Annotated in this window: 18 protein-coding genes; 6 read left to right on the top strand and 12 right to left on the bottom strand. The window is 72.1% G+C overall.

The genetic code is table 11. From position 1 onward, the window contains the following. The first annotated feature begins 132 nt into the window (after positions 1 to 132). The gene (locus D581_RS0116170) at positions 133 to 2,352 is read left to right on the top strand and encodes an MFS transporter (protein WP_051114592.1); all 2,220 of its coding nucleotides are present in this window, start codon (positions 133 to 135) and stop codon (positions 2,350 to 2,352) included. A 56-nt stretch (positions 2,353 to 2,408) separates the two neighbouring features. Here the strand turns inward: D581_RS0116170 and D581_RS0116165 are convergent, their stop codons facing one another. After that, complete coding sequence (locus tag D581_RS0116165; protein WP_018958265.1) at positions 2,409 to 2,897, bottom strand: GNAT family N-acetyltransferase; 489 nt, start codon at positions 2,895 to 2,897, stop codon at positions 2,409 to 2,411. Between the two features lie 166 nt (positions 2,898 to 3,063). On the opposite strand from D581_RS0116165, the gene D581_RS0116160 reads away from it, so the two are divergent. Continuing rightward, on the top strand, positions 3,064 to 4,212 hold the full coding sequence (locus D581_RS0116160) for a serpin family protein (RefSeq protein WP_026290566.1): 1,149 nt from the start codon (positions 3,064 to 3,066) through the stop codon (positions 4,210 to 4,212). On the opposite strand, the gene D581_RS1000000142110 is transcribed toward D581_RS0116160, so the two are convergent. Next, on the bottom strand, positions 4,169 to 4,276 hold the full coding sequence (locus D581_RS1000000142110) for a hypothetical protein (protein WP_469220323.1): 108 nt from the start codon (positions 4,274 to 4,276) through the stop codon (positions 4,169 to 4,171). The genes D581_RS0116160 and D581_RS1000000142110 overlap by 44 nt on opposite strands. Before the next feature lie 85 nt (positions 4,277 to 4,361). Here D581_RS1000000142110 and D581_RS0116155 point away from each other — a divergent pair, with 85 nt between their 5' ends. Beyond that, positions 4,362 to 6,560, top strand: a complete 2,199-nt coding sequence (locus D581_RS0116155) for a bifunctional glycosyltransferase 87/phosphatase PAP2 family protein (RefSeq protein WP_486585837.1) — start codon at positions 4,362 to 4,364, stop codon at positions 6,558 to 6,560. A gap of 114 nt (positions 6,561 to 6,674) precedes the next feature. Here D581_RS0116155 and D581_RS0116150 read toward each other — a convergent pair whose 3' ends face one another. Then, positions 6,675 to 7,928, bottom strand: coding sequence for a cytochrome P450 (locus tag D581_RS0116150; RefSeq protein ID WP_018958262.1), 1,254 nt, complete (start codon positions 7,926 to 7,928; stop codon positions 6,675 to 6,677). 304 nt (positions 7,929 to 8,232) lie between these two features. Here D581_RS0116150 and D581_RS0116145 point away from each other — a divergent pair, with 304 nt between their 5' ends. Further along, positions 8,233 to 9,411 (top strand): steroid 3-ketoacyl-CoA thiolase, encoded by a 1,179-nt coding sequence (locus tag D581_RS0116145; RefSeq protein WP_018958261.1) that lies wholly within the window; start codon positions 8,233 to 8,235, stop codon positions 9,409 to 9,411. 15 nt (positions 9,412 to 9,426) lie between these two features. Here the strand turns inward: D581_RS0116145 and D581_RS0116140 are convergent, their stop codons facing one another. The 6 genes from D581_RS0116140 to D581_RS0116115 form a co-directional block, all read right to left on the bottom strand. Further along, positions 9,427 to 10,341 carry an ECF transporter S component gene (locus D581_RS0116140; RefSeq protein WP_018958260.1) on the bottom strand — a complete coding sequence of 305 codons (915 nt, stop codon included), beginning with the start codon at positions 10,339 to 10,341 and terminating at the stop codon, positions 9,427 to 9,429. Continuing rightward, positions 10,338 to 12,083 carry an ABC transporter ATP-binding protein gene (locus tag D581_RS0116135; RefSeq protein WP_018958259.1) on the bottom strand — a complete coding sequence of 582 codons (1,746 nt, stop codon included), beginning with the start codon at positions 12,081 to 12,083 and terminating at the stop codon, positions 10,338 to 10,340. The genes D581_RS0116140 and D581_RS0116135 overlap by 4 nt, the downstream gene beginning before the upstream one ends. Then, on the bottom strand, positions 12,080 to 13,303 hold the full coding sequence (locus D581_RS0116130) for an energy-coupling factor transporter transmembrane component T family protein (RefSeq protein ID WP_018958258.1): 1,224 nt from the start codon (positions 13,301 to 13,303) through the stop codon (positions 12,080 to 12,082). Before D581_RS0116130 ends, D581_RS0116135 begins: the two co-directional genes overlap by 4 nt. Beyond that, positions 13,300 to 14,013 (bottom strand): SCO2322 family protein, encoded by a 714-nt coding sequence (locus D581_RS0116125; RefSeq protein ID WP_026290565.1) that lies wholly within the window; start codon positions 14,011 to 14,013, stop codon positions 13,300 to 13,302. The genes D581_RS0116130 and D581_RS0116125 overlap by 4 nt, the downstream gene beginning before the upstream one ends. Before the next feature lie 71 nt (positions 14,014 to 14,084). Next, entirely contained in the window at positions 14,085 to 15,335 is a 1,251-nt protein-coding gene (locus D581_RS0116120; protein WP_018958256.1) for an SCO2321 family membrane protein, read from the bottom strand. Positions 15,336 to 15,779: 444 nt separating this feature from the next. Next, positions 15,780 to 16,826: a Strvi_7410 family MBL fold metallo-hydrolase gene (locus D581_RS0116115; protein WP_018958255.1), complete on the bottom strand. Its 1,047-nt coding sequence runs from the start codon at positions 16,824 to 16,826 to the stop codon at positions 15,780 to 15,782. A 191-nt stretch (positions 16,827 to 17,017) separates the two neighbouring features. On the opposite strand from D581_RS0116115, the gene D581_RS0116110 reads away from it, so the two are divergent. After that, positions 17,018 to 18,496: an aldehyde dehydrogenase gene (locus tag D581_RS0116110; protein ID WP_026290563.1), complete on the top strand. Its 1,479-nt coding sequence runs from the start codon at positions 17,018 to 17,020 to the stop codon at positions 18,494 to 18,496. Then, the gene (locus D581_RS0116105) at positions 18,496 to 18,729 is read left to right on the top strand and encodes a ferredoxin (protein ID WP_018958253.1); all 234 of its coding nucleotides are present in this window, start codon (positions 18,496 to 18,498) and stop codon (positions 18,727 to 18,729) included. The genes D581_RS0116110 and D581_RS0116105 overlap by 1 nt, the downstream gene beginning before the upstream one ends. 82 nt (positions 18,730 to 18,811) lie before the next feature. Here D581_RS0116105 and D581_RS1000000142105 read toward each other — a convergent pair whose 3' ends face one another. Genes D581_RS1000000142105 through D581_RS01000000137295 form a run of 3 tightly spaced genes read right to left on the bottom strand, consistent with a single transcriptional unit; the run spans position 18,812 to position 20,699 of the window. Next, positions 18,812 to 19,582: a putative T7SS-secreted protein gene (locus tag D581_RS1000000142105; RefSeq protein ID WP_018958252.1), complete on the bottom strand. Its 771-nt coding sequence runs from the start codon at positions 19,580 to 19,582 to the stop codon at positions 18,812 to 18,814. Continuing rightward, complete coding sequence (locus tag D581_RS0116095) at positions 19,582 to 20,217, bottom strand: hypothetical protein (protein ID WP_018958251.1); 636 nt, start codon at positions 20,215 to 20,217, stop codon at positions 19,582 to 19,584. The genes D581_RS1000000142105 and D581_RS0116095 overlap by 1 nt, the downstream gene beginning before the upstream one ends. Beyond that, positions 20,214 to 20,699, bottom strand: a complete 486-nt coding sequence (locus tag D581_RS01000000137295) for an SseB family protein (protein ID WP_018958250.1) — start codon at positions 20,697 to 20,699, stop codon at positions 20,214 to 20,216. The genes D581_RS0116095 and D581_RS01000000137295 overlap by 4 nt, the downstream gene beginning before the upstream one ends. Positions 20,700 to 20,708: the final 9 nt, after the last annotated feature.

Raw genomic sequence — 20,708 nt, 5'->3', positions numbered from 1 at the left:
TTATGCAGCCCGCTCCGGGGAAGCCCAACGGCCCGCTGGGGCTCGGCCCGCCCCCGGCAGGCCATAACGGGGCGAAACGTCCAGGATGGGGGTGTAGTGGATCAGTGGACGCAGCGGATCGAGGAGACGCCCATGGCCCAGCAGCTGAGCCCGTCACCCCCGGCGCCCGGCGAGGGGCAGTCCCACCGGAGCGTCCTGGTGGCGATCGGTGCGCTGCTCCTCGGCATGCTGCTCGCGGCACTCGATCAGACCATCGTCTCCACGGCTCTCCCGACGATCGTCAGTGAGCTCGGCGGCCTCGACCACCTGTCCTGGGTGGTGACCGCCTACCTGCTGGCGGCCACCGCGGCGACCCCGCTGTGGGGCAAGCTCGGCGACCAGTACGGCCGCAAGAAGCTCTTCCAGACCGCGATCGTGATCTTCCTGATCGGCTCCGCCCTCTGCGGGGTCGCCCAGAACATGCCCCAGCTGATCGGCTTCCGAGCCCTCCAGGGACTCGGCGGCGGCGGACTCATGGTGCTGTCGATGGCCATCGTCGGCGATCTCGTCACACCGCGCGAACGCGGCAAGTACCAAGGGCTCTTCGGCGCGGTCTTCGGCGTGACGAGTGTCCTCGGGCCGCTCCTCGGCGGCTTCTTCACCGAACACCTCAGCTGGCGCTGGGTCTTCTACATCAACCTGCCGATCGGCGTCGTCGCCCTGGTCGTCATCGCGGCCGTCCTGCACATCCCGGTCCGCCGCGAGAAACACACCATCGACTACCTCGGCACCTTCCTCATCGCGGCCGTCGCCACCGCCCTGGTGCTCGTCGCCTCCCTCGGCGGCACGACCTGGGCCTGGAGCTCTCCGCAGATCATCGGGCTCGCGGTGCTCGCCGTCGTGCTGCTCGTGGCCTTCGTCGCCGTCGAGCGGCGCGCGGTCGAACCCGTACTGCCCCTGCAACTCTTCCGGATCAGGACCTTCGCCCTCGTCGCCGTGATCAGCTTCGTCATCGGCTTCGCCATGTTCGGCGCGATGACCTACCTGCCGACCTTCCTCCAGGTGGTCCACGACATCACCCCGACGATGTCCGGCGTGCACATGCTGCCGATGGTGTTCGGCCTGCTGATCACCTCGACCGGCTCCGGCCAGATCGTCAGCCGCACCGGCCGCTGGAAGGTCTTCCCGGTCCTGGGCACCGCCATCACCGCCGTCGGGCTGCTGCTGCTCCACCAGCTCGACGAGAACAGCTCCACCTGGCTGATGAGCGCCTTCTTCTTCGTCTTCGGAGCCGGTCTCGGCCTGGTGATGCAGGTCCTCGTCCTCGTCGCCCAGAACTCCGTCTCCTACCAGGACCTCGGTGTCGCCACCTCCGGCGTGACGTTCTTCCGGTCCATCGGCTCCGCGTTCGGCGTGGCCATCTTCGGGACCATCTTCGCCAACCGGCTGTCCGGGCAGCTCACGGACGCGCTCGCGGGGCAGTCGCTGCCGCCGGGTGTCGACGCGGGGCGGCTGGCCGCCGACCCCCGGGCCATCGGGCAGCTCCCGGCCGATCTGCGGCCCCCCGTCCTCGGCGCGTACTCCACCTCCATCACGGACGTCTTCCTGTACGCGGTCCCGGTGGTCCTCCTGGCCTTCGTCCTGGCCTGGTTCCTCCGTGAGGACAAGCTCCGGGGCTCGGTGACCGCCCCCGACACCAGCCAGACGCTCGCCTCCAACCCCGTCGAGCGCTCCTCGTACGACGAGTGCGCCCGCGCCCTGTCGGTGCTCGCGACCCGGGAGGGCCGCCGTGAGATCTACGAGAGGATCACCGCGCGGGCGGGGTACGACCTGTTGCCCGCCGCCAGCTGGCTGCTCCTGCGGATCAAGCGGCACGGTACCGTCGAACCCGCCCGGCTCGCTGAGACGGCACCCGTGCCCCTGCACGTGATCACCGATGCGGCCCGGCAGGTCGAGGAACGCGGACTGGCCCGCCGGGAGGGCCTGCAGATGATCCTCACCGACACCGGGGCCGAGGCCGTCGTCCGGCTCTCGCAGGCCCGCGAGGACTCCCTCGCCGAACTCCTCGGCGACTGGTGGGGCCCCGAGCGCCCCACCGACCTGGTCAGACTCGTCAGCGAACTGACCGCCGAGGTCAGCGGCTCGACCAGGGAGCGCCCCCACACCCCGCAGCCGCCCCGCGACCACGAGGCCCACCTGCGCCAGGACGAGCGCGAGGCCCACGAACGGCGTTTCGACGAGCGCGAGGGCCACGACCGGCGACCCGACGACGGCCATGAGGGCCAGTACCGGCGACCCGGCGACGGCCATGAGGGCCAGTACCGGCGGCCCGACGACCCTGACGACCTCGGCCACCGCCCCCCGCCCGCCTGAGCAATTGGCGCGTCCGCGCCTGTGCCCGGGCCCGCGCCCGTACGCAGCCGCCGCCGTCACAGCTCCTTGGCGAACCAGTGCTCCGCGTACTGATTGCGTCGGTGGAACGCCGGCACTTCCCGGTATCCGTGCTTCGTGTACAGCCCGCGTGCCTCGACCAGGTCGTCGCGGGTGTCCAGCCGCAGCAGCCGTACGCCGTACGCCCTCGCCGCCTCCTCCACCGCGGCCAGCAGCAGCCCGCCCCCGCCCGTGCCCCGGAACGCCGGGCGCACGTACACGCGCGTCAGCTCCGCCGTGCCCGGACCGGCGGACTCCGTCAGCACCAGCCCGGCGCAGCTCGCCGCCTTGCTCCCGTACCGGCCGACGACGAACTGCCCGGTCGGCGGTACGAGCAGGTCGGCCCCGTCGCCGTCGAGCCCGTCGTCGATCTCCTCGGCGGTGGCGGGCCGCTGCCAGTAACGGCTGGCGACCTCGTCGTAGTAGTCACGGCGCAGGGCGCTCGCGTCGGGGGAGTCGAATCGTTCGGCGGCCACGGTCCAGGTCATGTGGGGCATTCTTGCTGCCGCACGGCCGAACGACGACGCAATTTACCTGTAGGGGGCAGTAGTGACCGATGTGTCCGCGGCCACGACCGATGCCACGACCGACGCCATGACCGACGCCATGACCGACGCCATGACCGACGCCATGACCGATGCCATGACCGATGCCATGACCGACGCAGCGACCGATGCCACGACCGACGCCGCGTCCACGACCGGAGCCGTCCAGCGCCTCGCCGAGCGCTGGATACGGGACGGCATGGCAGCGGGAGAGGGGCCTGGCGGTACGGGGACGGGCACCGGCTTCGTGTGCTCGCCCGCCGGGCTCTGGCTCGCCCTGGCCGCCGTGGCCGCCGGTGCGCGCGGGGCGACCGCGGCCGAGCTGCGGGCGCTCCTCGGCACCGCGGACCGGGAGGCCGCGCCGGCCGTCACGGAGCTGGCCCGCGCGCTGGCCCGGACCGGGGCGCTGGGCGTGGCCACCCGGGTCTGGAGCCGGGTGGCCGTCCTCCCCGCGTTCCAGGAGGCGCTGCCGGACGTCCGCTTCGACCCGATGGACGCGGCGGCCGTCGACGCCTGGGTCCGCGAGGCCACCGGAGGGCTGATCGAGCGGCTGCCGCTGGAGATCACCGACGAGACCCTGCTCGCGCTGGTCAATGTCCTGGCGCTGAAGGCCCGCTGGGAGAAGCCCTTCGAGGCCCGGCGGACCCAGGACCTGCCGTTCACCGACGCGGCGGGGACGGTCGTTCCGGTGCCGACCATGGTCAAGGACGTGCCGCCGGCCGACGCCTGGACGGCCGGCGGGGCGTACGTCGTCGAGCTGCGCTGCGCGACGGAACCGGGTGGCGGCCCCGGGGCCCGGGTCCGCCTCGTCCTGGGGGAGCCGGGGGCCGGGGCAGGCCGGGTACTGCCGGTGGGCTGGGCGCCCCGGGCCGCGGGCGTCCCGCTGGACACCGACCGGGTGACCATCGGGCTGCCCCGGCTCACCCTGCGGACGCGGGTGCCCGTCACCGGGCAGCTGGCCTCCCTCGGCGTCCGGCTGGCTCTGACGGACGCCGCGGACTTCTCCGGTCTCTCACGTGAACCCCTCGCCATCTCCGACGTGGTCCAGGAGGCCGTGCTGAAGATCGCCGAGGAGGGCGTGGAGGCCGCGGCCGTGACGGTGGTCGCGATGCGGGCGGCGGGCGCCGCCCCCCGGCCGCGGCGGGTGCACCACATTGCCTTCGACCGCCCCTTCGGCATCGTCGTGCTGGCCGGGACCGAGGACACCCCGCTGTTCACCGCCTGGCAGGCCCAGGCCCCCGCCGGCCCGGACGCCTGAGACCTGTCAGCAGCCTCCCGTCATCCCCACGGACGACATCTTCCGGACCGAAGCAGGATGACAGTCAGGCAAAGAGGGGGTTGATTGTGTCTACCTCGTAGGGCAATGCGAGGCTTCATCCGGCATGGCCCCACTCGAAGGGGAGATGCATGGAACGGTGGGAGGGTCGGCGCAGCGTGGTGAATGCGGATCACAGTGTGCGCGGTGACGCGGCGACGGACACGGGAGGTAGAGCCGGGCTGGTCCGGGCCCTGCTCTGGCTGGTCGTGGCCGTGCTGGCGGTACGGCAGGTGGCGGTGGTGCTCCGGCAGCCACCGGGGGAACGGCTCCTCGATCTGGAGACCTGGATCGGGGAGAACGGTGTCCTGCACGTGACGGGCTCGCTGTACGACAGCGGCCGGTTCACCGGCACGCCCTTCGCCGGGCTGGTCCTGAAACCTCTCACCGCGTCGGCCCAGGAGGCCCTGGGCGTGGCGTGGACGTTCGGGTCCCTGCTGCTCGTCGTCGCCCTCGGCATCGTCGCGGCCCGGGCCCTGCCCTCGCCGGTGGGCCGCCGGACGGCTCTGCTCGCGGCCCCCGTCGCGATCAGCCTGCTCCTGCTGTCGCTGCCGGTCCGCAACACCCTGCACCTGGGCCAGACCAGCATCCTGCCCGTCCTCCTGGTGCTCCTGGCCTGCTTCGTCGTTCGGGAGCACCGGGCGGCGGGCGTCCTCGTCGGTCTCGCCGCCGCCTTCCAGCCGGTGCTGCTGCTCTTCGCCGCCCTGCTCTGGCTGACGGGCAGACGGCAGGCGTCGCTGAGCGCGGGCGTGACCTTCGCCCTCGCCACGGCCGCCGCCTGGGCGGCGGCGCCGAAGGACTCGTGGACGTACTGGGTGCACCATCTCGCGGGCGCCGGACTGGGGGAGCGGCCGGACAGCCTCGCCAACCAGTCCCTGCACGGGGCGCTGCTCAGGCTCGGCCTCGAAGGGCCCGCGGAGATCGCCGTGTTCCTGGTGCTCTCCGCCGCCGTCGTGGTCCTCGGACTGCGGCGCGCGGTGCGGTACGCGCAGGACGGGCAGATGCTCCTCGCGGTGGCCGTGACCGGCTGCGTCGTGGTCGCCGTCTCGCCGACCGCCTGGCAGCACCAGCTGCTCTGGGTACTCCTCGCGGTCGTCGGCAAGGTCGGCAAGCGGGCCTCCGACCGGCTGGTCTGGCCGTCCGTGGTGCTGCTGGCCGTCACCCTGCCGGGCACGATGCTGCTGCCGAACATCGAGGCGCTCTTCCCGGTCCGCGACAACGTGCTGCTCCTCGTGGCGCTCGGCGCGGCCTGCCTCGCCCCGTTCGTGCCCCGCACCTCGCCGTACTGGCAGCACCCGGTCCCCACCGACTACGCGAAACCGGTCGCGGCGCGCTGGAGACGCGTGCCGCTCCTGCCGTTCTGGCGCCGGGTCCTCACCCGCCCCAACCTGCTGCTGGAACTCCTGCTCATCCGGGTCGTCTACGACGCCTACGCCCAGGTCCGCCTCGCCGCCAGGGCGGGCCGCCCGCTCGCCGAGGAGCACGGCCGGCAGATTCACGCCATCGAGCAGTGGCTGCACATCGACATCGAGCACTGGGTCAACCACACGGTCGTGCAGATCACCTGGCTGCGTGAGTTCTTCGACTACTACTACTCCACGTTCCACTTCATCGTCCCGCTGACGATCCTCGGTGTGCTGTACGCGCGCCGCCCCGCCGACTACCGCTGGGTCCGCTCGTCCATCGGCTTCGCCACGCTGCTCGCGCTCGTCGGCTTCTGGCTCTACCCCCTGGCCCCGCCCCGGCTCATGCCCGGCCTCGGCTTCATCGACACCGTCCACGGGGTGCAGGACTTCGCGAAGCCCGACTACGGGACGCTGACCACCGTCACCAACCAGTACGCGGCGATGCCGTCGCTGCACTTCGGCTGGTCACTGTGGTGCGGGGTGGTCATCGTGATGCTGGCCCCGAAGCTGTGGATGAAGGCGCTCGGCCTGCTGCACCCGCTCTTCACGATCGCCGCGATCGTGGCCACCGCCAACCACTGGGTGCTCGACGCGGCCGGCGGCGCACTCGTCGTGGCGATGGGCTTCGGGCTGACGTATCTGCTGTCGGGGCCGCGGAAGCTCGTGACCGGGCAGGAGCAGGTGACCGGTACGGCGAAGGAACCGGCGGAGCCACCAGCGGCCGAGGCCTCCGTGGCCTCCAAGACCTCCAAAGCTGCCGAGGCCACGGAATCCGCCGAAGCCGAAGCCGAAGCCGAAGCCGAAGCCGAAGCCGAAGCCGTGGAATCGCCCGGACCCGCCCTCGTACCGGAGCATGAACCCGCCGAAAGAGTCGGCGGCAAGTAGCAGGCCGAAGCAGCGGCAGGCCGAAGGGGTGCCGGGACGGCTGGAATCCGTCCCGGCACCCCTTCGGCATGGACCGCCGCGTCCTCGCATGGTCCGCGCGCCGCGCGGCCGGTGTCAGGTGGCCGCGACCGTCGTCACCTGAAGCTGCTTGATCCCGTTGAGCCAGGCCGAACGCAGCCGCCGCGGGTCCTCCAGGAGCCGCAGGTCGGGCAGTACGTCGGCGATGGCGTTGAAGATCAGGTCGATCTCCATCACGGCCAGCGACTTGCCCAGGCAGAAGTGCGGGCCGCCGCCCCCGAACCCGAGGTGCGGGTTGGGGTCGCGGGTGATGTCGAAGGCCTCGGGTCCGTCGAACACCTCGGGGTCGTTGTTGGCCGAGGAGTAGAACAGCCCCACCCGCTCGCCCTTCCTGATCCGCTGACCGCCCAGCTCCAGGTCCTCGGTGGCGGTCCGCTGGAAGGAGACGACCGGCGTCGCCCAGCGCACGATCTCCTCGGCCGTAGTCTGCGGGCGCTCCCGCTTGTAGAGCTCCCACTGTTCGGGGTGGGTGAGGAAGGCGTGCATGCCGTGACTGATCGCGTTGCGGGTCGTCTCGTTCCCGGCCACCGCGAGCAGGATCACGAAGAACCCGAACTCGTCCGAGGACAGGTTCCCCTGGCCCTCCGCCGCGACCAGCTGGCTCACGATGTCCTGGGCCGGGCACTCCTTGCGGGCCGCCGCCAGGTTCATCGAGTAGGCCACGATCTCCATCGCCGCCTCGGCGCCGACCTCCTCGGTGATCGCGTACTCCGGATCGTCGTACGCGGCCATCTTGTTGGACCAGTCGAAGATCTTGGAGCGGTCCTCCTGCGGTACGCCGACGAGCTCGGCGATGGCCTGGAGCGGGAGCTCCACCGCGATGTCGGTCACGAAGTCGAAGGAGCCGTCGGCGTCGGCGGAGGCCAGGGCGGTCTCGACGATGGAGCGGGCCCGGGAGCGCAGGGCGGTCTCCAGGGAGCGCACCGCGCGCGGGGTGAAGCCGCGCTGGACGATCTGGCGGACCCGGGTGTGCTCCGGCGGGTCCATGTTCAGCATGATCAGCTTCTGGACGTCGATCTGATCGCGGCTGATCGTCTCGTTGAAGCGGATGACGGCGGTGTTGGTGTTCGAGGAGAACAACTCGGGATGCGTGGAGACGTACTTGACGTCCGCGTGACGGGTGACGGCCCAGTAGCCCTCGTCGCCGAACCCGGAGATGTTGCGGGGCTGGGTGCACCACCAGACCGGTGCGGTCTCCCGCATCATCGCGAACTCCGGGTGTGGCACGCGGGCTTGGAGGAGGTCGGGGTCGGTGAAGTCGAACCCGTCGGGCAGATGGGGGCAGCGCATGGGCACCTCTCCACTCCGGATCAGTCGGCGGACCGGCCGACGGCCGCGACTGTCTGACGCTCCATCAGAAGTTGCCCGCAAGGTAGTAACGAGTTCTACAAGTGGCAAGAGCCGTGGCCGGATCTCCTGCCCCGGGTGCCGGTGCGGGCCGTCGCGCCGCCGGAGGGGCGCACGGGCGGTGCGTGCACGCCCCTTGCGCAGCCGGGTCGCCGTCACGAGACTGCTAGCAGAACTAGAACGCGTACTAGTTTCTTCCGTGGGCGCCGGGACGCCCCCTGCGGAAGCGCGAGGAGAGGACGAGCTCATGGCCGCGGAACCCGTCATCGTCGAAGCCGTACGCACTCCCATCGGCAGGCGCGGAGGCGCACTCGCCAATCTGCACCCCGCCTATCTGCTGGGCGAGACCTACCGTGAACTTCTCGGGCGCACCGGCATCCAGGCCGACTGCGTCGAACAGATCGTCGGCGGCACCGTCACCCACGCCGGTGAGCAGTCGATGAACCCGGCCCGCAACGCCTGGCTGACCGTGGGGCTGCCGTACGAGACCGCCGCCACCACCGTCGACTGCCAGTGCGGCTCCTCGCAGCAGGCCTCCCACATGGTCGCCAACATGGTGGCCGCCGGGGTCATCGACGTGGGCATCAGCTGCGGCGTCGAGGCGATGTCCAGGGTGCCGCTGGGCAGCGGCTCCAAGCACGGCCCGGGAAAGCCCTGGCCCGACGAGTGGAACGTCGACCTGCCCAACCAGTTCGAGGCGGCCGAGCGCATCGCCCGCAAGCGCGGCCTGACCCGGGAGCGGGTCGACGCGCTCGGGCTGCTCTCCCAGCAGCGGGCCGCCGAGGCGTGGGCGGAGGAACGCTTCAAGCGCGAGACGTACGCCGTCCAGGTCCCGACCACCGAGGAGGAGCAGGCGGCAGGCCAGGGCATGTGGCGGCTCGTCGACCGGGACGAGGGGCTGCGCGACACCTCGATGGAGGCGCTCGCGGGGCTCAAGGCCGTCATGCCGAGCGCGATCCACACCGCCGGGAACTCCTCGCAGATATCGGACGGGGCCTGCGCGATCATGTGGTCCTCCAAGCGCATGGCCCGGGCCCTGAAACTCAAGCCCCGGGCCCGGATCGTGGCCCAGGCCCTCGTCGGCTCCGACCCGCACTTCCACCTGGACGGCCCGATCGACGCGACCCGGGCGGTGCTCGGCAAGGCGGGCATGACGCTGCGGGACATCGACGTCGTCGAGATCAACGAGGCGTTCGCTTCGGTGGTGCTGAGCTGGGCGCAGGAGTTCGAGGCGGACCTCGACGGCCTGGAGAAGGTCAACGTCAACGGCGGCGCGATCGCGCTGGGCCACCCGGTCGGCGCGACGGGCGCCCGGCTGATCACCACGGCCCTGCACGAGTTGGAACGCCGCGACAAGGAGTTCGCGCTCATCACGATGTGCGCGGGAGGGGCCCTGGCGACGGGCACGATCATCCAGCGGCTGTGACCCCGTGACGGCACTTCACGGTGAGCCCGGGGCCGTCCCCTCGGGCTGCTCCCCGGGCTGCTTCCCGGCTCTCCTCTCGGGCTGCCTCTCGGGCTCCTCCGGCTCCCCGAACGCCGCCCGCGCGTCGAACGCGGCGCGGCGGGTGGCCCGGCGCAGCGCCCTGAGCAGCGTCGGACCGAGCGTGACCGTCAGTACCACGGTCAGCGCCGCCCGCCCCAGGTCCCAGCCCAGCGAGGTCGTGACGTAGTACGCGAGGAAGCGCACCAGGTTCTCGTGCAGCGGGTCGTCCCCGTCGAACGAGATCCCCGAACCGAGCCCCGTGATGAGCGGCCAGCCCTGGAGGTTCATCACCACGCCGTACGCGAACGCCGCCACGCACCCGTACACCGCCAGCATCGTCAACTCGGCCCGCCCGCGCAGCCGGTCCGCCCCCGGCAGCAGCCCCGCGCCCATCGTGAACCAGCCCATCGACAGCATCTGGAACGGCATCCACGGCCCGACCCCGCCGGTCAGCAGCGCCGAGGCGAACATGGTCACCGAACCGAGGACGAAACCGAACCCCGGGCCCAGCACCCGTCCGCTCAGCACCATCAGGAAGAACATCGGCTCCAGGCCCGCCGTCCCCGCGCCGAGCGGGCGCAGCGCCGCCCCGACCGCCGCCAGCACCCCGAGCATCGCGACGGCCTTCGCGTCCATGCCGGACTCGGAGATCGTCGCCACCACCACCGCGACGAGCAGCGGCAGCAGCGCCGCGAACAGCCAGGGCGCGTCCTGCGCGTGCGCCAGCCCGGACCCGGCGTCCGCCAGCAGCGGCCACCCGAAGGCGACGACGCCGACGGCGCTGGTGAGCAGCAGCACGGCGACCGACTTCGGCCCGAGCCGCACCGGCCGGGCCGCCCGTTCCCGGACGTCGGCTTCCTTCCCGCTCATACGCCCGCCTCCAGCGCGCCGCGCACCTGGGACACGGTCAGCCACTCCTGCGGGGCCAGGATCTTCGCCGTCTGCGGGGCGAACGCGGGGGAGGAGACCACCACCTGTCCGGTCGGGCCGTCCGCGACGACCTCTCCTTCGGCGAGGATCACCACCCGGTGCGCCAGCTCCGCCGCCAGCTCCACGTCGTGCGTCGCCAGGACGATCGCGTGCCCCTCGGCCGCCAGGCGACGCAGTACGCCGACGAGCCGGGCCTTCGCCGCGTAGTCCAGACCGCGCGTCGGCTCGTCCAGCAGCAACAGCGGCGGGCGGCCCGTCAGCACCAGGGCCAGGGCCAGGGCGAGCCGCTGGCCCTCGGAGAGGTCCCGGGGGTGGATGTCGTCCCCGACGCCCGGCAGCAGCTCCGACACCAGCGCCCGGCAGGAACCCTCCGCCGCGCCCGCGTCCCGGTCGGCGGCGGCGCACTCGGCGGCCACCGTGTCCGCGTACAGCAGATCGCGCGGCTCCTGCGGTACGAGACCGACCCGGCGCACCATCGCCCGCGGGTCCGTCCGGGCCGGGGCCAGGCCGCCGACGCGCACGGTGCCCGCGGTGGGCTCGATCATGCCGACGAGCGCGCCGAGCAGCGTGGACTTGCCGGCCCCGTTGCGGCCCATCAGGGCCACCGTCTCGCCCGGGGCCACGGTGAGCGTCACCCGCCGCAGCGCCTCGACCCGGCCGCGCCGCACTCCGAGCCCGTCGACCCGGGTGACCGGATCGGCGACCGGGGCGGCCGGGGCGCCGGCCCCGCGCCCCAGGAGCCGGGCGAACCGGCCGGGCCGGGGGACGTGCACCACGGGCGGGGGCACGACGGACCGACCGGACGGCGCCTCCGGCATCCCCGGCACCTCCGGGGGCACGGGCGGCTCCTCGCCGGGGGGATCAGCCTCCGCCAGCCGCTCCCGCAGCCCGCCCGCCCCGCGCCGGGCGTCCCGTACCGACAGGGGCAGCGGGTCCCAGCCCGCGAGCAGTCCCAGCTCGGCCACCGGGGGCCGTACCGGCGACACCTTCATGATCTCGGCGGGCGGCCCCATCACGGGGGCGGCGCCCGGGGCGGGCAGCAGGACGACCTGGTCCGCGTACTGCACCACGCGCTCCAGCCGGTGCTCGGCCATCAGCACGGTCGTGCCCAGGTCGTGCACCAGCCGCTGGAGCACCGCGAGGACCTCCTCGGCCGCCGCCGGGTCCAGCGCGGAGGTCGGCTCGTCCAGCACCAGCACCCTCGGGTGCGGGGTGAGCACCGAACCGATCGCCACCCGCTGCTGCTGGCCGCCCGACAGGGTCGCGATCGGCCGGTCGCGCAGTTCGGCCAGGCCCAGCAGATCGAGCGTCTCCTCGACCCGGCGGCGCATCACGTCGGGGGCGAGACCCAGCGACTCCATGCCGTACGCCAGCTCGTCCTCGACGGTGTCCGTGACGAAGTGCGCGAGCGGGTCCTGACCCACCGTGCCGACCAGATCGGCCAGTTCGCGGGGCTTGTGCGTACGGGTGTCGCGGCCGCCCACCGTGACCCGGCCCGACAGCAGCCCGCCCGTGAAGTGCGGGACGAGCCCGGAGACCGTACCCAGCAGAGTCGACTTGCCGACACCGGAGGGGCCGACGAGCAGGACGAGTTCCCCCTCGGGGACCGTGAGATCGACGTCGGACAGCGTGGGGCGCTCCGTGCCCTCGTACCGCACGGAGACCCGCTCGAACCTGATCACGCCTGCTCCTTGCTGGGACGAGCCTGTTTGCCGGTCCCGTGCGCGGACGGCTTCCCGGCTCCGTGCGCGGACGGCTTTCCGGTCCCCTGCGCGGACGGCGGCAGGGGGGCGACCAGGGCGGGCAGCAGCCCGACCAGCACCGCCGCGGCGGGCCACAGCGGCAGCACCGGCGCGACCAGCGGTACGACACCGGGGCGCATCGCGTCCGGATTCACCGCGCCCGCCCAGATCATCGCCGCCGCGACCACCGCACCCGAGCACGCCACCAGCCAGGCCCGAACGCCCCACCGGTCGGGCCGGTACCGGGTGCGCACCGAGCGCCGCCCGCCGAGCCGCAGCCCGGCCATCGCCGTGACCAGACCGGCCAGCAGCAACGGCAGCCCGTACACCGCCCCCTGCGCGGCCAGCAGCCCGTACGTGCCGGCGCACACGCCGAGCAGCCCGCCCAGGGTGAGGACGTTGGTGGTGTGCCGGACGGCGGCCGGTACCTGCGCCGTACGCCCGTACCCGCGCGCGTCCATCGACGCGGCCACCGCCACCGACCGCTCCAGCGCCCCCTCCAGCACCGGCAGCCCGATCTGCGCCACGGCCCGCACACCTCCGGTCGGCCGGCCCCGCAGCCGGCGCGCGGTGCGCAGCCGGACCACGTCGGCCACCATGTTCGGCGCGAACGTCATCGCGACCACGACGGCGACCCCCGCCTCGTACAGCGCACCCGGCAGCGACTTCAGCAGGCGCGCCGGGTTGGCCAGCGCGTTCGCCGCACCGACGCAGATCAGCAGCGCGGCCAGTTTCATCCCCTCGTACAGCGAGAAGACCAGCTGTTCGGCGGTGACCCGGCCACCGATCCGGACACCCTGCGCCCAGTCGGGCAGCGGTAGCTCGGGGAGCGTCAGGACGGTGTGCGTCCCGGGGATCGACGATCCGAGGAAGACGGAGAACAGCAGCCGCACCGCCACGACGAACAGCCCGAGCTTGACGAACGCGCCGTACGAGCGGGCCCACGGCGCATCCGTCCGCCGCGCCGCCACCACATAGCCCGCCACCCCGACCAGCAGCCCGAGGAGCAGCGGGTTCGTCGTCCGGGACGCGGCGGTGGCCAGACCCAGCGCCCACAGCCACCACGCCCCGGCGGGCAGCGCGTTGCCGCGGTCCGCCTCGGGGGCGTGCAGGGCGCGGCGCAGCAGCCGGGCCGGAGCCGGGGCGGGGGAGGCGGTCACCGGCGGCGGCGGGCCTGGACCACGGCGGCGACGCCCAGCAGCAGGACGGCGACGATGCCGACGAGGAGCCCGACGGACGGACCGCCGGCACCCTCGGATGACCCGTCGTCCGATCCGTCGGCGGGCTTCGACGCGTCACCCGTCTCCGTGGGGGCGGACGGCTTCGCGCTGCCGTCCTCGCCGGACACCTGTTCGCCGCAGCCGGCCTTGGGGTAGCCCGAGATCGCGCAGAGCATGGCGCTGCTGTCGTACCGCAGCGGCTTCGCCACCGCGGCGAGCGCCTCCGCGCTGCTGGCGTCCGGTGCGACCTGCGCGCACGCGGTGCGCGGGGCGGGCGGCTTCTCCCCGTCAGGGGCGTCCGCCGCCGTACCGGGGTCGATCGCCAGCGCCACCCGCTTCTGCCCGTCCTTCGCCGGCGTGCCCGCGCAGATCGCCCCGAAGTCGGGGGCGCGGCGCGGCTGCGCGGCATCGCCCGAGTCCTCGCTCACGGCGAACCGGAAGCCCTGGACCGCACCGTCGTCCGGGCGCAGCAGGGACGGCCCCTGGGTGGCGTACTCCCAGTTCTTGCCGTTGCCCTCCCAGAAGGACCAGTAGCGGTAACCGGCGGCCTCGGCGCTGCCCGCCCCGAGGAGGACGGCCGAGGCGGCGACCAGGGCGGCCAGCAGGGCGACGAGAGGATTCCGCAGCCGGGCGACGGCGGGATTCCCCAGCCGTACGGCGGCGGGGTTCCGAAGCCGGGCGACGGCGGGGTTCCGCGGTCGCGCCGGGACCGTCGTACGGCTCACGGCTGCTGCTTCTTCCGGCGCATGCTCAGCACGAAGCCGATGCCCGCCCCGGCGACGAGACCGAAGCCGATCAGCCACCCCAGGCTCAGCCCGCTGTCGTCGCTGTCGGTGCCGCTGGAGGGCTGCGGGCCGGTCGGCGTGGGCGAGGGGAGGGCGGTGGCGGCCGGGGCGGGGCCCATCGTGTTGAGCTGCTTGACGAGGTTGACGCCGCCGAAGCTGCGGGCGTCCGCGCCGGTGGCGTGCGCCGCGAGGATCAGCTGTGCGGTGGCGGCCGGGCCGCTCTGCTTCGCCCAGTCGGTGGCGTTCTTCTGGAGCCAGGCGACTGAGGCCTCGGCCTTGTCCGTGTGCCCGGAGGCGGCGAGCGCGACGACCGCGTCCGCGGTGTTGCCGTAGTCGGGCTGCGGCTCGGTGTTCTCGGCGCCCGGCATCGGGGCCTGCTCCAGGTACGGCGACTTCTTCAAGGCGTCCGCGAGGAAGAAGGAGCCGTTCTGGGCGGTCTGCTCCGGGCTGAGGTCGTCGCCCTTCGTGCAGGAGGGGTCCTTGACCGCGTTGGACGTGCCCGAGGCGATGCCCTTGCCCATCAGGCCGAGCACCGAGGCCGCGGTGGCGTCCAGGTTGGCGGTCAGCTCGCCCTTCTTGCCCGGCTGGTACGCGAACGCGCCGCCGTCCTCGTCCCCGCAGGGGATGGCCAGCGACTGGAGCGCGGTGTACGGGGTGCTGCCGTCGGCGGTGGTGAGCTCGTTGACCGGGACACCGGTGCGGGCGAGCGCGCCGATCACGATGGACGTGGAGTTCGCGTCGCTCGGGCTGCCGGGGTTGTAGCCCCAGCCGCCGTCCTCGTTCTGTACGGACTTCAGCCAGTCGGCCCCGTTGTTGGCGTCGTCGCGGCGCTGGTTGATCTCGACGAGGGCCTGCACGGCGACGGCGGTGGCGTTGGTGTCCATCACCGTGGAGGCGTCACAGGGCTTGGAGGCGTCGCGGTACGAGGTGAACGCGCCGCTGTCGCACTGCTGGCCCGCCAGCCAGTCGACGGCGGCGGTGGACGGCGTGACGTATTCGATCTTCTGCGCGAGGAAGGCCAGCGACTGCCGCCACACCCCGTCGTACGTGGGGTCCGTGGTGCCGTAGAGCCCGGCCGGCAGCTCCGCCGACGGGGAAGGACTCGGCGCGGCGACCGCTACAGGTGCGGCCGCGCCCAGAAGCACGGCGGTGGTCGCGAGCGCGGCTGCGCTGCGGCGTACGGTCATGGCTGGCTGGGCCTCTCCTGCGAGGGCCGGACTCCCCGGGCACACGAGGCCCCGGGCTCCGGCCCCGTATGCCTCGACGGTGCCGGCCACCGGGGTTCCGGTGGCCCGAGCCGGTCACGCTCCGCGGCGGGCGGTCCGGCTGCCGTCGGGCGGACGGGTCACGGCTGGGGCACTGCGCCGGATTCCCACCGGCTTCCCCCTGTACGGGCATGATGACGACCTGCCCACTCTACCGGTCCGCAGCCGGCGGGCGGGGGCGTGGCCGGGGGCGCGGCCGGGGGCGTGCGCCACGGCGGTGATCGGACGGCGGCGTACGTCGCCGGGGGCGTGCGCCATGGCGGTGATCGGTCGGACGGCGGTGTACGTCGCCGGGGTGTGCGCACGGCGGTGACCGGACGGCGGCGATCAGACGGCGAGGTCAGACGACGACGTCAGACGGCGACGTCAGACGGCGATGTACGTCGCCGGGGGCCCGCCCGGCACGGCCTCCGCGCGGCCGAGCTTCACGAGCCGCCGCAGATGGGACTCGGCCTCGGAGACGGCGATGGACCGGGAGCCGTGCGGGATCTGTTCCCAGGGCCGGTTCCACTCCATCCGCTCCGCGAGCTGCCACGGGGTGAGGGGCGTGGCGAGCAGCGCGAGGAGCCCGGTCAGCCGCTCCTCGTGGTGGGCCAGCAGCTCCCGCACCCGCCCGTCCGCGTCGGTGAACGCGTACTGGTGCGCGGGCAGCACCTCGGCGACTCCGAGGCGGCCGATCCGCTCCAGCGAGGCGAGGTAGTCGCCGAGGGGATCGGTGACCGCCGTGTCGTCGGGGTCCTCGTACAGCCCGATGTGCGGACTGATCCCCGGCAGCAGATGGTCCCCGGAGAACAGCCGCCCGTGCCCCGCCAGATCCGCCGGATGCCGCTCCTCCAGATGGAGGCAGACGTGCCCCGGGGTGTGTCCGGGGGTCCAGACGGCCCGCAGCCGCCGCCCGGCGAGGCCGAGCAGCTCGCCGGGCACGATCTCCCGGTCGGGCAGGGCGGCGCGCAGACCCGGCAGGGTCCCCAGCCGCCCTCCGCTACGGGCGGCGCGCAACGGGGCGAGGTGTTCCTCCGGCGCGCCGACGGCGGCGAGCTTGCGGGTGAGGTAGTCGAGCCAGGTGCCGGGCTCGGATTCCCGGGTGCGCCGGACGATCGCGGTGTCGGCCTCGTGCATCGCGATCCAGGCCCCGGACGCCTCGCGGACCCGGCCGGAGAGACCGTGGTGGTCGGGATGGTGGTGCGTGATGACGACGCCGTGGATGTCGGCGACGGCGGTGCCGAGGGCGGTCAGCCCGGCGACCAGGGTCTCCCAGGAGGCCGGGTCGTCCCAGCCGGTGTCGATGAGGACCGGCCCCCGGTCGGTGTCGACGAGGTGGACCAGGGTGTGGCCCAGCGGGTTGTCGGGGATGGGGACCTTGATGCTGTGGACGCCTCCGCCGTGGTCGGTCACCTGCGTCACCTGCGTCATGGGCTCCCCATCTCCGTACCGGCCTCCACTGTAACGAGAACTTGTTCCAGTGGTAGCCCAGGTCTCCCAAATATTCGCCCCTGGGTGCGGTCCACGCCGTGGACTCCTCGAACGAGAACTGATATCAGTTCTGACGAACAGTCAGTCACGGTCGCGGTTACGGGTGCGCGGGTTCGCGGGAGGCAACAGCCATGACGGAACTTACGGAGCTTGCGGAGCCTGTGGAACACGGACAACTCTTCATCGGCGGGGAGTTCACCGATCCGCTCGGCACCGAGGTCATCGAGGTGATCTCCCCGCACACCGAACAGGTCATCGGCCGCGTGCCGCACGCCTCCGGGGGCGATGTGGACCGGGCGGTCGCCGCCGCCCGCCGCGCCTTCGACGAGGGCCCCTGGCCGAGGATGGGCCTGGACGAGCGGATCGCGGTGATCACCCGGATCAAGGACGCCTTCGCCGTACGCCACGAGGAGTTCGCGCGCCTGATCAGCGCCCAGAACGGCACCCCGTACAGTTCGAGCGTCATGGTGCAGGCGCTGGCCGCGATGATGGTCTGGGACTCGGCGATCACGGTGGCGCGCGACTTCCCGTACGAGGAACGCCGCGACGGCGTCCTCGGCCCCCTCCTGGTCCGCCGCGAACCGGTCGGCGTGGTCGCCGCGGTCGTCCCGTGGAACGTCCCGCAGTTCACGGCCGCCGCCAAGCTGGCCCCGGCCTTGCTGGCGGGCTGCACGGCGGTCCTGAAGGTCTCACCGGAAACCCCCCTGGACGCCTACCTCCTGGCGGAGATAGCGGCGGAGGCGGGTCTGCCGCCCGGGGTCCTCTCCATCCTCCCGGCCGACCGGGAGGTCAGCGAATACCTGGTGGGCCACCGGGACGTGGACAAGGTCTCCTTCACCGGCTCGGTGGCGGCCGGCCGCCGCGTGATGGAGGTGGCTTCCCGCAACCTGACCCGCGTCACCCTGGAGCTGGGCGGCAAATCGGCGGCGATCGTCCTCCCCGACGCCGATCTGGAGGCGGCGGTGGCGGGCATCGTCCCCTTCGCCTGGATGATCAACGGCCAGGCGTGCGTGGCGCAGACGCGCATCCTGGTCCCGAACTCCCGCTACGACGCGATGGCGGAAGCCTTCGCGGCGGCGGCGGGAGCCCTGCGCGTGGGCGACCCCCTCGACCCCACGACCGAACTGGGCCCGCTGGTGGCCCGACGCCAGCAACAACGCTCCCTCGACTACATCCGGTTGGGCCAGGAGGAAGGCGCCAAGATCCTCACCGGCGGCAACCGCCCCCCTTCCCAGGAGCGAGGCTGGTACGTCGAACCCACCCTCTTCGGCTCGGTGGACAACTCCATGCGCATCGCCCGCGAGGAGATCTTCGGCCCGGTGATCTGCCTGATCCCGTACGAGGACGAGGCCGAGGCCGTCCGCATCGCCGACGACTCCCCGTACGGCCTCAGCGGCAGCGTCTGGACAGCCGACACGGAACGCGGCATCGACGTGGCCCGCCGGGTCCGCACGGGCACGTACAGCGTGAACACCTTCAGCCTCGACATGCTCGGCCCCTTCGGCGGCTACAAGAACTCCGGCCTGGGCCGCGAGTTCGGCCCCGAGGGGTACGGCGAGTTCTTCGAGCACAAGATGATCCACCTGCCCGCCGGCTACCGGGAGGCGTGATGGGCGACCGCTGGCACGTGGAGGTCGACCGCTCGGTCTGCATCGGCTCCGGCATGTGCGTCAACCACGCGGGGGACGCCTTCCACCTGGACTCGGCCCGCCAGTCCCACCCGACCGCCGAGGACCGGGACGCGGGCGAGGAGGTCCTCGCGGCGGCGGAGGGCTGCCCGGTGGAGGCGATCACGCTGACGCTGGCGGGGTCGGGGGAGGTGGTTTTTCCGCCGGAGGAGTGAGGGGGTGGACCGCTACGGGCGGTTACTCGGATCGGGTCAGCGTTCGCCCACCGGTGGGGTGAGAGATCCTAAGGATCCGAAATCACTCTCGTTCGCGCAGTGCTCGTGCTATTTCGATGTCCTTTTGGAGTGCGCTGAGGCGAGGCGGCTCTCTCGTTTCATCCAGTACGACTGCATGCAATTGGTCACCGACCTGCGGTGGGGCTACGTCCTCCGACCACCAGGAAGGATGCTTGACCTGGTCGATAAATCCTGTGATGCCATCGGCGTAGACTTGAGATCCGACCGGCGCGACAGCGGTGATCACGACGGCTACTTCCTCTTCGTTCTTCCAAGCCATTACGGACCTCCAAAGATCGAAACCCAAGATTTCTTCTGGGTCAATTCGTTGAATCTTTCCAGTTTTCGCAGCGTCCTCGAACGCGTCCGCCGCGCGCAGCCAGTCGGTGGGAAGCGTAGAGAAATTCGCCCGGAAGGCGTCCGCCGCCTCCCCACGCCACTGACCGGCGTCGAGCTTCTTCATCCCGCCGCCGACGAGATCGAAAGCCTTCTGGAAGTCCCGGAGGTTCTTCACCGTCGCGGTGATCTTCTCCGGCATTCCATGAACCAGCTCGTCGGCTTCCTCGCTCTGCCCCAGCTGCTTCTCCCCGACCTCCGCGCCCAGCGAGGACGCGGTCTCGTCACCCCAGTCCTCGACCTTGCCGGCCCAGTCGTTCGCGCCGACCTTGTCCAGCCCCGCGCCGACCTTGTCCGTCGCCGCGTCGACGCCCTTGCCCAGGAGTTCCTTGCCCTTGTCGAGACCCCGGAGGGTCCCGTCGACGACGCCGTCGAACCCTCCTCGCCAGTCCACCATCAGCGGTCCTGCCCCCAGCGCGGCTCCTCGGCCTGAGCCACGGTCTCCTGTGACGGATCGAGGTGCTCCTCAGCCCATGCGTCGATTCCTTCACGCTGTGCAGCGTCGGCCCCCGAAGCGTCCAGCAGCGCGTCCCCGACGTCGTATCCGGTGTCCTTCCACTGCTGCTTCACCTCGCCGTGGGCCTCGGTGAACGAGTCCACGCTCCAGTCCGGGTCGTCCCAGGCGTGCTGGTTGCTGATCGAGTCCCAGCTCATGCCCTTGACCTCGTCCTCGGACAGGTAGGGGTTCCCGTTGGTGGAGTTCACCACGATCTTGAGCGAGTCCTTGACGTACTGCTCCTGCTCCGCGAACGACCCCACCGACAGGCCCAACCCGGCAGCGAGGCCGTTGCCCCGCTGGGACAGCGCTCGCACGCCCCACTCCCACCGGTTGCAGAACGCCTCGAACTTCGACGTCAGCCCGCCGTGCCCCAACTCCAGCCCGGAGAGTGCGAGATCCGAGAAGCCGCGGCCCGCCGTCGCCTGCCCGGTCATGCCGAGTTCTTTCAACTCGGTGTGCGCCAGGTCGATGCCCTTCGCGATCTGCGCCAACGTCGCCGACGGCACGTTCAGATCGGCGTTCTCCCCGCTCATCCCGTCTCCCCCAGATCGACCGCGACATGGTCGGGCACGATGCCCGCGACCGGCGGAAACAACACGCCGTCCGTGCTTCCGGCATCCAGCGCGACCCCCGCCGGACCCGGCAGCATCGGCACCATCACATCCAGCAGGCGCGCACCGAGAATCGTGCGGTACGTCCACTCCCGCTTGCCGTCGCCCTGTGCTTGAGCGAACCGTGCGAGCGCCTGCTCGTTCGAGAACGCGCAGATCCAGCGGACGCCGTTCTGATCCGCCGTCCACAGACTCCCGTACGCGTCGAACGGAACGAGGACCGCCGTACGCCGGAACTCGCCGAGCAGAATCGCGAACTCGCGCCGGGCGGAGGACAGAGCCTGCTCCGGCTCTGGCTCCGGAGGTGCGGCCTTCACCGGGGCCTCGGACACGGTCCAGTCGGCCAGATCGGCGAGCCTGGACCGGCGGCCGGGCTCAGGTATGTCATCCCCGTGGTCAGTCACCCACGGATG

The sequence above is a fragment of the Streptomyces sp. CNB091 genome, assembly GCF_000377965.1.
The sequence above is the reverse complement of the archived record's forward strand: the minus strand, read 5'-3'. Positions and strand labels throughout refer to the sequence as shown.